Here is a 13,414-nt window from a genome sequence, read left to right on the forward strand (position 1 = left end):
TTCCTATGAGTTCAATGAAAGAAATGACCGCTGCAGTAGATATAGGTACTGCGAAAACGACTGCCATCATTGGTCGCTATACCATTGATCGGAAACTGGAGGTCGTTGGCTATGGAAGTACGGATACCCGCGGTGTCAGGAATGGCGTTGTGGTGAATATTGAAGAAGCCGGACAATCGATACGTGAAGCGGTGGATGTGGCTTGCCGCGGATTGAAACTGAAAGTTCGTAGCATTTATGCCGGTTTGTCGGGACAGAAGATTCGTACCCGGTCGGCCAGCGGCTACCGGATGATTGATGAGGATGGTGAAGTTACCCGCGAACTGGTGTCATCGCTGTACGAAGAAGTGGGACGATACTCTCTTCAGCCCGGCGAAAAGATCTTTCACGTGGTTCCCCAGGAATTCATTGTGGATGGAGAAATGGGAATTCAGCAACCTGTTGGGATGGCCGGTAATCGCATCGATGCCATGTTCAATCTGATTCTGGCTCCCGATTCTTACCGTATCAATCTCCGTCGTTGTGCCGAAAAAGCTGGTTTCGAGCTGGCCGGTGTATTTGTCAATCCTTTTGTGCAGGGAGAGGCTTATCTCACCGAGGACGAGAAAGAAGCCGGTGTTGTTTTGGTTGATTTTGGTGCCGGAACGACTGGCGTTTCAGTATACTATGAGAACAGACTCCGACTGGCCGCTGAACTGCCTTTTGGTGGTGCCGTCGTTACCCGCGATATCAAAGAAGGATGCAACATTATTGCCCGGCACGCTGAGCTTTTAAAGGTACAGTTTGGACGAGCACTGGCTGAGCTGGCACCCGACAATAAAGTCGTGCAGATTCCAGAATCGGACGGATGGCCTGCCAAGGAAGTGAGTTTCAAGAACCTTTCTCATATCATTCAGGCCCGGATGGAAGAAATTCTGGAAGGTATCAGTTACCAGATCGAATCAACAGGACTGATGCATAAGCTAGGGGCAGGAATCGTGATAACCGGAGGTGGAGCAGGAATGGCCGATATGGAGAAGCTCATCAGCTTTAAAACTGGTCTGGATGTTCGTTTTGGACGCCCGGTGATTCCGATGAAAGAACTACTTTTTGCTGAACAGGTGAATGGACCGGAAGCGGCTAATATTCTCGGTCTGTTGGTGAAGGGATTGAAGAAGCGCGAAGGAATGCGTAACGTCGATGCGATGGTTATTCATGAAGACGAAGAAGAGGAAAGACCAACCAACCATCGTCAGCAACACAGGCAGAATGGAAACGGATTTAAAGGCGTATTCAACAATCTGTTCGAAAAAGCCCGGGATGGTCTCGGAAACCTGATCTCGGATGAAGATATGGAAATGAATTAGACTAGGAGGTAAAACAACCAAAAGCAATACGGTATGTCATCAGAAGAAGATCTGCTCAATTTTGGTTTTAAGCATAACCAGGATTCCATTATTAAGGTCATAGGTGTTGGTGGAGGCGGTGGAAACGCGCTGAACTACATGTACCGGAATGGAATCAGCGGCGTCGATTTCATCATTTGCAACACCGATGCGCAGGCGCTGGAGAATAGTCCTGTTCCCGTAAAGGTTCAGCTGGGAGTCTCGCTGACCGAAGGGCGTGGGGCAGGTAACAAACCCGAGCAGGGTGAACAGGCTGCCATCGAAAACCTGGCTGATATTCGGAAGGTGCTGGCGAATAATACCCGGATGGTTTTTGTAACCGCTGGAATGGGAGGTGGAACCGGAACGGGTGCTGCCCCGGTAATTGCTCAGCTGGCTCGTGAGATGGATATTCTCACCATTGCAGTAGTGACACTTCCGTCGGAAAAAGAGGGAAAGCGACGGTTTGATCAAGCTATGGCCGGTGTTGGCAAACTGAAGAAATTCGTAGACAGCTTGTTGGTGATCAGCAACGAGAATCTGCATAAGATTTACGGCGATCTACCAGCATCAAAAGCATTCGCCCAGGCGGATAATATTCTGGCGACAGCCGTGAAAGGTTGTGCCGAGATCATCACCCTGCATGGTAATATCAACATTGATTTTGCCGATGTGAATACCGTGATGCGCGGCAGTGGCGTCTTCATCATGGGGTCGGGAATTGCCGATGGTGAGGACCGGGCCATGCGGGCGGTGAAGGAGGCGTTGATTTCTCCGCTTCTGGATAGCAATGATATTTATGGAACAGAAAATATACTACTGAATATTACTTCAGGTGATGAGGAAATCCTGATGGGCGAGATCGGGCAGATCATCGATTACCTACAGGATGCAGCGGGCGATGACGCCAATATTATCTGGGGTAACGGTCGGGATGAAAAACTGGGCTCTAAGATTTGTGTAACACTGATTGCTACCGGTTTCCAAACAAACCCGAATCGTCGGATGGATCCGGAACAGGAACCTACAAAAGTTTCGTTGCAGGATGCAAAAACTGAATCCACAAGCGGGGAGATGAAACTTCCGCTTATCGAGGAAAAACACATCGAGCCGGAGGGGGAAATTTTTGAACCGGTGTCAAGGCAAAAAAGTTATCTCGATGAAGATGATCTTCAGGTAGAAAATGATTTTCGAGATGAACCGGAGAGACCTTCCTATCAGAAGAAGAACCAGCGGAAGAAGAGCGATGAGAAGAAGCATCGCAGCAAAAAAGAGAAGGAAGAAGTGACAGCAGAACCCATTACCAATTGGTTTGTCAAGCAGTTCAATACGTTCTTCAGTGACAACGATATGGAAATGGATGAATAATATTTGAATTAGGTAGAATTAAACTAAAAGAGTGAGATATGGCCGAACTGATGAATTTTGAATTGCCGGAGAAGCAGAATTGCATCATTAAGGTAATAGGTGTTGGAGGAGGCGGTGGAAATGCGGTCAACCACATGTTCCGGGAAGGGATAAAAGATGTAGATTTTGCTGTTTGTAATACCGATGCACAGGCATTGTCGAGCAGCCCGGTACCTACACAAGTACAACTGGGTGCTTCGCTGACCGAAGGACGCGGCGCTGGTAACAAACCCGACGTGGGGCGGGAAGCTGCCCGGGAGAATATAAAAGAGGTGGAAGAGATTCTTTCGCATGGTACAAAGATGGTCTTTATTACCGCTGGTATGGGCGGTGGTACCGGAACGGGAGCTGCTCCGGTAATTGCCGAAGCAGCACGGAAGCTGAATTTGCTGACGGTTGGTATTGTGACGATTCCTTTCCGGAATGAGGGAAGAAGACGTATTGAGCAGGCCATTAAAGGCATTCGGGAAATGGAAGGCAATGTAGATTCGTTGCTGGTCATTAACAACGAGCGAATCCGTGAGATGTATGGTGATTTTCCTATTTCAAAAGCCTTTTCCAAAGCCGACGATGTGTTGGCCATTGCCGCCAAAGGTATTGCTGAAATCATTACGTATCACGGTTTTATCAACGTGGACTTCGAGGATGTGAAAACGGTGATGAAAGAGTCAGGTGTTGCCGTAATGGGCTCATTCCGGGCAACCGGAGAAGAGAGAGCTTTAAGAGCGGCTCAGGGAGCTTTGAATTCGCCGTTGCTGAATAATAATGACATTCGGGGCGCACGCAATATTCTGGTGAATATTACTTCCGGCGACAAGCAAGAGGTGACGATGGACGAGATGAACCTGATCAACGAATATGTGCAGGAAAAAGCCGGGAATTCAGCTGATTTGATTTATGGTGTAGCTATCGAACCATCGTTGGAAGATTCTATTTCGGTGACGGTGATTGCTACCGGATTTAAAACGAGCTCGATTCCTGAGTTGAGGACTGATAAGAAAGAACCAGCTGAAAAAGTTTCCTTGCGGGACGAAAAGGAAAAAGTACCCACCAATATTACTGGTCAGGTAGGATTGTCGGATGATGATAAGGATTTGAAGAAATCAAGCACCCCGGTTTTTGAAGGTGAACCGGAAGATGAGTTCGCGCCGTTATATGGACCTTCTCAGAAGGAAAAAAAGCCCGGAAACAGCCGTGTCGTGGAGCAACGTAAGCAAGTAATGCAGGTCGATTTTTCTACGCTTTCGGATGATGAGATTGACAAGATAAGTAACGAGCCTGCCTATGTGCGCCGAATGATGCGCCTGGAGAATGAGAAAAAGAGAAAGGCGGCCGAGGTTTCCCGCTTTTCGCTTTCGGATAATAAAGATGAAGGGCCCAAGCTGCGGCGAAACAACTCTTTCTTACATGACAAAGCTGATTAATTAACGCATTAATACCCAATAATCATGAGTTTGTTCGATCAAATCAATGCCGATATTAAAGCGGCTATGCTTGCCCGCGAGAAGGCGAAGCTGGAAGCTTTGCGGAACATAAAAAAAGTACTCCTTGAAGCCAAAACTGCAAAAGCAGGACAGGAAGAACTGTCGGATGATGTTGCTTTGAAAGCCATTGCCAAGTTGGCTAAGCAGGGAAAAGATTCTGCCGAAATCTACAAAGGACAGAATCGGCAAGACCTGTATGACCAGGAAATGGAGCAGGTGAAGGTGTTTGAAGCTTATCTTCCGTCGAAGATGAGCGATGAGGAATTGACGGCTGCCGTGAAGGAAATTATCGTTGAACTTGGTGCCGAATCGATGAAAGACATGGGAAAAGTTATGGGAGCTGCGAATGCGAAGCTGGCTGGACGTGCTGAAGGAAAAGATATTGCGACTAAAGTGAAAAGTCTGCTTTCCTGATGATTGTCAGCCATCGTCTGTTTTATTAACCATACCTTTCTTTCCTCCGGGAATCGTAGTTTCGCAGCTTTTTTATTCCGGAGTTGATAAAAAGAAAACCCCGCAAGTAATTGCGGGGTTTTCTTTTATATCTATGTTTTCCGGTTGTCCGGAAGAAATTTCATTAATAGAATTTCGACCGTTTGTCAACGATGTCAGATTCTTTCTTCAGTGTTTCGAAAGCCTGCGTATTTGCCTGGTAGCTCTGAGTCATCATCATCTGAGCTTTGTCTCCGGCAACGTCAGTATCCGTACCCTGCTTAATATTGGTCACTTCCAGCATATACACGCCGTTGTTACCTTTAATCGGATTCGAAACTTTGTGCAGACCAAGTGTGGTAGCTGCTCCGATGACTGCAGGTTCAACACCGGCACCCGGAACTGAATATGAATTGAAGGTCAGGTTCTGAGCCTGTTTCTCGTTCACATTTAATGCAGCTGCTAACGCTACCAGGTTGGATTTGCCTTCCATTTGCTTAGCGATGTAGTCACCTTTCATCTGCTTCCTTACGGCGAGTTCAACACGGTCTTTTACAGCCGAGAAAGGAGCAATACCTTTTTCCTGGATTCCTGTAACTACAGCGATAACGAAATTGTCACCCAGTTCGAAGATTGGTGTTCCTTCGTAGCTGACAATGAGTTTTCCTACGTCGGAATTGTTAAATGCTGAACGAACCAGTATACGGGCGTCTTTGAGGCCATTGATATTTTGCTGGTCCTCTTTGATGGTTGCATATCGTTTATCCAGTCCTTCTTTAGCGACAGCCTTGTTAAAAGCATCTTCTGTTTGGTTCTCTCCAGCGAATTTTGAAGCCTGGGAGTAAACATTCTGGTAAGTCTGGCTACTCGGCTCAATTTTACGGCTGATAGTGGCCAACTGAACGTTTGGAGCTGTTTTCCCGCGCTTGGTAACCTGAAGCAAATGAATACCATACTGTGTTTTCACTTCGTTCACGTCGTTTACTTTAGCTGAGAAGGCTACATCATTAAAGGCTTTCACCATTGTTCCGCGACGGAACCAACCAAGGTCTCCACCATTGTTGGCAGAACCCGGGTCCTGTGAGTATTTCTCTGCCAGCGTAGCGAAGTTGGCACCTTTCTGAATCAATGTTTTCAAACTGTCGGCCAAAGCCTGTGCTTTAGGCGCGTCAGCCTGACTGGTAACACGAATTAAAATGTGACGAGCCCTAACTGAATCGGGAAGATTTTCAAATTTTTCGATTTTGGTCAGTTTCCAGGTTTCGCCCTCTTTATACGGACCGTAAATATCACCTACTTTTCCGCTGAAAGCGAAATCACCCAGTTCTGGTGACAATTCATCTTTCTTGTAATAGGAATCATCGAACGGAACATCGGAATTGACATTGACAAATGCCACGTCATCGTTGGCACTGGCAAATTCACTTTTGATTTTCTCAATCCATTGGTGAGTACTTGCCTTATCCGATTCTGAGGGCTCGACAGGGAAGACCACATATTCGATCCGGCGCGCAGCATCCTGCTTGTACAATTCCTGATGATTGTTGTAGTAGGTCTGCATTGCAGCATCGGATACAGTGACAGCACTATCGGGTACGGATGCGTATGTTTTTGCAATAAAATTGATGTCAACCTGATGATTTTTGTTGGCTACATCTTGCTTCGCTTCTCCGGTGGTAACATAAAGTCCCTTTGATACCAAATCGTTGTACTTCGTGAATTCACGTTGCGAAACAATTTGTTTTTCCATGAACAGCCAATATGCTTTTTGCTGTGCTGTTCCATTCGTTTCCAGATGTTTCAGGAATTGAAGGACAGCCGAACGGTTTACCTGGCCGGTTTGCGGATCGCGGAAAAGCTGTTGAACAATGGGACTAATGTTATTTCCCTGAACCATATCGAAAAGTTCATCAGAACTTACACCGATTCCCAGGTCTTTATAAATACCGGTCATCACGTAGTGACGGACCATGTTTTGCCAGGTTTGCTCACGAATCTGATCCAGTGTTTTTTGATCAACGGAATTCGTTCCCGAATTCATTTTGTAAATCTCGGTCAGTTCGTCAAGTTTCTGCTGGAACTCTTTGTAGTCGATACTTTTTCCGGCAATCTCAGCAATTTCCATCTGTTTTCCCCGCAAAAGGGAACGTCCGGAACGAAGCATATCGCCCAGAATGAACGCCAACAGAGCCAAACCAATAATTACTGCAACCAGAACACCAGCCTGGTTCCTAATTTTCTGTAATGTTGCCATTAATGTTCAGGTTATTTATTAAAATCTTTTGTTTAATTCTTTGGGCTACGAAGATAATAATTTTAGAGTACCCATCGCTTTTGATGGAATCAAAATTACGTGTTATCCAATATTTTCAGTTCAATGAGCTCAATTCTCGTCTTGGATCCTCTCAATACTTTAAACTGAAATTTGTCGATGTCTATAATGGTATTCATGGTGGGAATACTTCCGTACTGATGCAGAATGTATCCGGCGATGGTTTCGTAGTTGTCGTCAACCGGTAAACCGAGGAAATATTTTTCGTTGATCTGGTCGATTTTCATTCTACCCGAAAAGATGTAATGCTTGTCGTCAATCTTGCGTTCGACCAACTCAACGGTGTCGTGCTCATCTTCAATCTCTCCAAAAATTTCTTCCAAAATATCTTCGGTGGTAACGATGCCTGCGGTTCCTCCAAACTCATCAACTACAACGGCCAGGCTTTTGTGCTCATGCAGAAATTTCGTTAGCAGCTTGCTGGCTTCCATGGTTTCCGGTACAAAGATGACTTTTCGGAGAGAAGTTTTAATGTTTTCCTGATTGTGAAAGAGGTCAGATGAATGGAAGTAGCCGATGACATTATCGATGCTTTCGTTGAAAACAATGATTTTGGAAAAACCTGTTTCGATGAAACGCTGGCGCAGATCATCCATTGGCGTATCAACTTCTACTGCTTCAATTTCAGGTCGCGGTACAAGGCATTCTCTCAATTTTACTTTCGAAAAATCGAGTGCATTTTTGAATAGCTTGATTTCATTTTCAACTGTTTCGGAAACTTCCCCTGCCGAAGCTTCGCTTTCACCGATGAATTTATTCAGATCGACGCGGCCAAATACCAATTGCTCCTGCTCTTGTACAATCTCTGTTTTGAATACTTTCCTGAGCAGTAACCTGGATATCTCCATGGTGAACCAGGTGATTGGATAGAAAAGGAGGTAAAAAATACCTACCGGGATGGCGAAAATGTTAAGGGCTAGGTTCGGTTTTAACCGAAAAAGCGTTTTGGGCAGGAATTCAGCCACGAAAAGAATAACGAGAGTTGAGAGGAGTGTCTGAGTTATTAACGAGAGCGTGTCGTTGGTAACAATGGGAGTGACGATGGGATCCAGCATTTTGGCAAATGCGATACCGTAAACGACCAGTGCCACGTTGTTGCCAAGAAGCATCGTGGCGATGTAATGCCCTGGTTTCCGGGTATACAGAGTGAGTAACCTGCTGTTTAAAAAGTTCCTGTTTTTTTCTAACTCAAGGCGTAGCTTATCGGAAGATACAAATGCCATTTCCATCCCTGAAAAAAAGGCGGAAGCGGCAAGTGTTCCAAATATGATTAGAAAAACGTTCATGTTAGGCAGGTTCAGCAATTATTGATCTTCGTTTACGTAAAGTGTTCCTTTCGGTTGAAGGATTTTCCAGTTTTTTAGATTTTCATCCGACTCGAGACCGATACCAGTAATCACCTGGTCACTTCGGATGATGCGAACATATTTATCGGAGAAAATACGTTTTTCTTTTTGCAGCCAGGTTAGTTTTTCGGTCTTCAACGTATCCCCGTCAGCATTCACTGCCACCACATTACCAATAGCCACCCATTTCTGCTCTTTTTCGAAATGTTTGCCGTAGTTGGCTGAAATGCCGGAAGTAATCTTCTCGTTCTTATCGAACTCAACAATATGAAAGCCGTCAGGAAATTCGGTGTAAGGTTCTTTTTTATTGTCGTACTGAAGCAAACGCGGGGTTGTCAGTCGGTAACGCACCACGCCTGAGTCAGTGTAAGTCATCTCGAAATTGTTGGCATCAACTGTCGGTAATTCCTCCTGCTCGATCAGTTTTGACGGGAGGTCAGCTTCAACCTTAGACTGACAAGACAAAAGAAGCATTGCTGCTCCTAATGAAAGGGCAGCAATGCTTGACTTAATCAGTATTTTAAATTTGTATGCCGTAGTATTAACGGAGTCGTACTTTTGTTGTTTCATTAATCCAGCCTCCTACTTTGTAAGTATCTCCGGCATTGTATCCCTGGAAGAAAGCATTCTCCTTGTTCGGGAAATATTGTTTGTAAATGTTGATATTCTTATTGGCTTCTGCCGCAACTGACGGGTCTACTGCTTTTGCTTTTTCAAAGTAGTCAACCGCCAATACAAATACCATTGCTTTTTCAAAGTCCTTATCGCTGAAAGTTTTCGCTGAAGCAGCATAAATGCTTCCCATCAACAGGTAAGGCTTACCGTTGTTCGGTTCCAGCTTGATGGCTTCGCGAGCATCATTCCGTGCAGCCTGGTATTGTTTCTGGCTCAGCTCAACAGTACCCAGTTCGTACAGGTCAAGTGCTTTTTGTTTCGCATCTTTTTCCAGCGAGATAGCCTCTTTGTAATACTTTATGGCTTTGGCAAAGTCCTCTGTTTTGATGTACAAACGTGCCATTGAGAATGCAGACTGTGCAGACGGCTCCAATTGATAAAGCTTATCGGCTGCATTTTCGTAAAGCTTGCTGTCGGTACAGTTTTCACTGTTCAGCAAATACAACATCTTGCGCAGCATGTCAACATCATTCGGATTTTTCTCGAATTTCGGCGTATACAGCTTGATCAGGGTTTCGCAATCGGCAGCACCTGAGTTTTCGAAGATGGTATTAATATTATCCGCAGCTATCTGGTATGCCTTGTCGTTGGGGTCTTTAGCCAGGTTTGCATTGGCTACAGCCAACGTTTTGTCATACACCTCCATTACTTTATCCGACTGGAATTCACCGGTTTTGAAAAGAACAGAAGTACCCTGCATCAACTGAACCAGCACCGCTGCTTCTGTTTTATTACCCTGCAGCTCCAACGACTGTTGCAACCAATCGTAACCGGTTTTGTAAATTTCATTCAATTGGTCGTCTGTTAGCTCATCTGCGTGTTCAAGTTTGTATTTCAGGTATGTAGTGGCTTTACGTCCCAACAGGAATCCTTTGTCATCGAAGTACTTCATTCGCTTGTCGTAGATAGACAGCAACTTGTCAAGCAAAGCCGGTTTTTCTGAATCGGAAGCCTTGGAAAGCATATCCTCGTACATCTTGATACCTACGATGTAGACATTGACAGATGATTTAGGATACTTCTTGTAAATATGTTCCCATGGCTTAAGTGCCGATTTATAGTCTTTCATCTGGTAGAACTGGTCATACAATGAGTAGCTACTCATGTAATCCTTGTCCTTGGCTTTAATCAGCTGCGATTGAGTACGAAGGTCAACTCCGGCTTCATTTTCTTCTGTTTTGTCCGGCTTTTTACCGATGTACATGTTGATGACATCTTTATTGTTTCCTTCGATGTCCAGTTTTTCTTCGCCGGCAGGATAACTGAATTTCAGATATTTGGTCTTGTCACTTATCTGCAGTTTGTATTTGCCGTCGAAACTTGTAAAGAATGAATCGTTTGTACGGTTGGCAGTAACAGTAACACCCGCAGCGGGTTTACCATCAATATATACCGTACCAGTAACCGTTCGCTGTGCCATTGCGCCAGCGATTCCCAACGTGTAGGTCAGGATGAGTACTAAAGCTGTTCTGATAATCGTCTTCATATCCATACCAATATGTGTGTAATTGTTAATCGAATTTACGTTTAATAAACCATCGTTCGTTAAGCAAGAAATGCAAAGTCAGTTTCGCATAGTCTTCTTTCAACAAGTTATTGCTCGTCGTTCCTAATCTTCCGAATTCAGCTGAAAGGTTCAGGGTAGACCGGGAACGGCTCAGTGGTAAACCTATACCAAAGGTCATGCCATAACTGTTAATCTGTGTCCCGTTGAGGTAAAGATAGGAATTCTCGTAAAACATTCCCATGCGATAGTAGGCTCGATTCCAGTAACTTCTGATAGAATACTGGTTCGGGTTCCATTCAACACCGGCTGAATAACGATTCCTGTCGGTTAAGTAGGACGGTGTTTGCCCGAATACAGTGGCCTGCGACCACGACTGGTGATAATAATCGGCACCCAGCGTGATTTTATTCTTGATAACATAAGAAACTCCGGCTCCATATGTTACGGGTAATTTCGTTAGTTGTGAACGATCCTCGATATGGGTAAGTGTATCGGTGATTTGATTGGATGTTCCGCGGAAAAGGGCTTTTTCCTGGTGAAGCGTATATTTTGACTGGTATTTCTGAGAAGGCTCAAAAGTACCTCCCACTACCCATTGGTTATTGCTCTTGGTTTTGAAATGATATTGTACTCCGAGATTGAAACCATAGTCGTGAATCATCAGGCTTTTAACTTCAGAGTAATCGTACATATTCGGGTCCGTAAGGTAATTTCGGTAAATATTGTCGCTTAAGGTTCCAAACAGGTACCATGCGTTAAAGCCTAACGAGAAATTTGGAGTAATATTAAAACCATTTCCCCAGAATACTTTAGTAAGGGTTCCTTTGCCGTTGAAATCTGTCGCAATCTGATTGCCTTCAACCTCGGAAGTGAGATTAACCTGGTAGCCTTTGTCGGAATAAGGCATGATACCCAATACGGTCGCCCACCAGTGCGTAATCGGAAATGAGATGTCAATGTTGCTTAAGTTGGTATTGTTATCACCGTTTTTACTCGTCGCTGATTTGAATTCAGTATGGCGCGAACTAAGTCCAAAGTCCATTAGGAAGGTCATACTATCAATGGCGGTGTACGAAGCCGGGTTGGCCGTATTAATCTGATCGGAAAAACGTGTTCCAATTCCAATCCCGCCCATGGCAGAGGAGCGCCCCTGCCCATAATCACGCAGTTTTCCCAATCCGTACCTTGAATACGGAGAGCTGGTGTCATTATTTTGTTGTGCCATTGCGGCAACAGAGGTTACAAATACAACAACAACCGTAGCTACTATTCTAATCGTTTTTGACATTATATTCGAGGATTCGGTTCAACCCCAGCAGGGTAATTTCAAATTTTACAAAGATGGAACTTTTTAACTTTTTATCAAAGAATTCAGCATCGCCCCCGGTCATAATTATTCTTAAATCCGGCCAGCTGGATTTCACCTTGTTAATCACGCTTTCCACTTCCGAAATAATACCGGTTTGAACCCCGCTGTGAATGGCTTCTTCAGTTGTTGTGCCGATGTCGGGCCATTGGTCTGTTGGCGCGAGTAACGGAAGGCGCCCGGTGAAATGGTGCAACGAACGGAACCGGGTTCGCAGGCCCGGTGAGATATTTCCACCAAGGAAGCCTTTCTCCTTGTCGACTACATCGTAGGTAATGGCGGTTCCTGCGTCGATGATCAATAGATCCTTACCAGGAAACAAAGTAACCGCACCTACGGCTGCAGCCAAACGGTCGAGACCGAGTGTTGCTTTTGACCGGTAATTGTTCTTGATTGGTACAGGCGTTGTCGCTGAAAGTTCCAAAAAATAAGAGAACTCCGTTTGCAGGAGTTGAAGTAGCGCTGAATCATGTTGGGTTACCGACGAAAGAATAGCTTTGTCCAACTGCGAGTACTTGGTCTTCAGTTGAGAAATCACTTCCCGGTCGAACTCTTCCAGTTGAACAGTTTCAACCAACTTGTCCTGGTCAAACACGGCCAGTTTGGTGCGACTATTTCCTATGTCGATTACCAGATTCAACAGGAGCTTTATTTTTGATTTACATCGATATTCATACTAATATCCAGTGCGGTCACACTGTGGGTCAGGGCTCCGATGGAAATAAAATCGACTCCGGTAGCGGCAACTCCTTTCAACCGTTCCAGTGTCATATTACCCGAAGCTTCTACTTTGGCCCGGCCATTGACCAGTTCCACGGCGCGCTTCATCGTTTCGTTGTCCATGTTGTCCAGCATGATGATATCGGCACCGGCGGCAATGGCTTCTTTCACTTCTTCGAGATTGGTGGTTTCGACCTCTATTTTAATGTTGTCGGAAATGGTTGGTCTGATGGCTTCAACTGCCTCGGTAATTCCTCCGGCTACCTTGATATGATTGTCTTTAATCATCACCATGTCGTATAAACCAATGCGGTGATTGGTGCCGCCACCCATTTTTACAGCGTATTTATCCAGTAATCTGAGTCCGGGAACTGTTTTCCGGGTATCGAGAATTTCGGTCTTGTATTCTTCCACGGCTTTTACATACCTGGATGTTTCGCTAGCAATTCCGCTCATCCGTTGCAGGAAGTTAAGAGCGAGCCTTTCTCCGGTCAACAGGGCACGAAAAGAACCTTTTACCTGAACGAGTACATCGCCTTTCTTCACAAAACTGCCATCTTCAATGTAAGTGGTCCATTCAATATCCGGATTCAGTTTACGAAATACCCTTTCAGCAACAGGAAGCCCGGCAACCACACCATCCGCTTTGGCTGTCATGGTCGCAGTTGTCTGCATTTCTCCGGGTATCACTGCATTTGTGGTAATATCGCCGTCACCGATATCCTCATTTAGCGCATAGTCAATGCTGGGATCGATGACGTCAAAATTCAGTATACTCATT

General features: G+C 45.1%; 11 protein-coding genes. 4 read left to right on the forward strand and 7 right to left on the reverse strand.

Annotated features, from left to right (window positions below):
* Positions 1 to 5: 5 nt before the first annotated feature.
* From ftsA to CLV93_RS06485, 4 genes are read left to right on the forward strand one after another with little or no spacing between them, the layout of a single operon-like run.
* Positions 6 to 1,346 carry a cell division protein FtsA gene (gene ftsA, locus CLV93_RS06470; protein ID WP_106541341.1) on the forward strand — a complete coding sequence of 447 codons (1,341 nt, stop codon included), beginning with the start codon at positions 6 to 8 and terminating at the stop codon, positions 1,344 to 1,346.
* Positions 1,347 to 1,379: 33 nt separating this feature from the next.
* Entirely contained in the window at positions 1,380 to 2,732 is a 1,353-nt protein-coding gene (gene ftsZ / locus CLV93_RS06475) for a cell division protein FtsZ (protein WP_106541342.1), read from the forward strand.
* Between the two features lie 38 nt (positions 2,733 to 2,770).
* Positions 2,771 to 4,195 carry a cell division protein FtsZ gene (ftsZ, locus tag CLV93_RS06480; RefSeq protein WP_106541343.1) on the forward strand — a complete coding sequence of 475 codons (1,425 nt, stop codon included), beginning with the start codon at positions 2,771 to 2,773 and terminating at the stop codon, positions 4,193 to 4,195.
* Between the two features lie 24 nt (positions 4,196 to 4,219).
* Entirely contained in the window at positions 4,220 to 4,669 is a 450-nt protein-coding gene (locus CLV93_RS06485; protein WP_106541344.1) for a GatB/YqeY domain-containing protein, read from the forward strand.
* 163 nt (positions 4,670 to 4,832) lie between these two features.
* Here CLV93_RS06485 and CLV93_RS06490 read toward each other — a convergent pair whose 3' ends face one another.
* The 7 genes from CLV93_RS06490 to nadC all read right to left on the reverse strand — a co-directional run bounded on the left by CLV93_RS06490 (position 4,833) and on the right by nadC (position 13,413).
* Positions 4,833 to 6,941, reverse strand: a complete 2,109-nt coding sequence (locus CLV93_RS06490; RefSeq protein WP_106541345.1) for a peptidylprolyl isomerase — start codon at positions 6,939 to 6,941, stop codon at positions 4,833 to 4,835.
* A 95-nt stretch (positions 6,942 to 7,036) separates the two neighbouring features.
* A complete protein-coding gene (locus CLV93_RS06495) occupies positions 7,037 to 8,305 on the reverse strand; it encodes a hemolysin family protein (protein WP_106541435.1) in 1,269 nt (422 codons plus the stop codon).
* Positions 8,306 to 8,323: 18 nt separating this feature from the next.
* On the reverse strand, positions 8,324 to 8,935 hold the full coding sequence (lptC, locus tag CLV93_RS06500) for an LPS export ABC transporter periplasmic protein LptC (protein WP_106541346.1): 612 nt from the start codon (positions 8,933 to 8,935) through the stop codon (positions 8,324 to 8,326).
* Entirely contained in the window at positions 8,907 to 10,526 is a 1,620-nt protein-coding gene (locus tag CLV93_RS06505; RefSeq protein ID WP_170108880.1) for a hypothetical protein, read from the reverse strand. The genes lptC and CLV93_RS06505 overlap by 29 nt, the downstream gene beginning before the upstream one ends.
* Positions 10,527 to 10,551: 25 nt before the next feature.
* Entirely contained in the window at positions 10,552 to 11,835 is a 1,284-nt protein-coding gene (gene bamG, locus CLV93_RS06510; RefSeq protein WP_146141964.1) for a BamG family beta-barrel-assembly machinery protein, read from the reverse strand.
* On the reverse strand, positions 11,819 to 12,553 hold the full coding sequence (locus tag CLV93_RS06515; RefSeq protein WP_246187201.1) for a type III pantothenate kinase: 735 nt from the start codon (positions 12,551 to 12,553) through the stop codon (positions 11,819 to 11,821). The genes bamG and CLV93_RS06515 overlap by 17 nt, the downstream gene beginning before the upstream one ends.
* Before the next feature lie 8 nt (positions 12,554 to 12,561).
* Positions 12,562 to 13,413: a carboxylating nicotinate-nucleotide diphosphorylase gene (gene nadC, locus CLV93_RS06520; protein WP_106541350.1), complete on the reverse strand. Its 852-nt coding sequence runs from the start codon at positions 13,411 to 13,413 to the stop codon at positions 12,562 to 12,564.
* Position 13,414: the final 1 nt, after the last annotated feature.

Source organism: Prolixibacter denitrificans (assembly GCF_003014495.1).
GTDB lineage: Bacteria > Bacteroidota > Bacteroidia > Bacteroidales > Prolixibacteraceae > Prolixibacter > Prolixibacter denitrificans.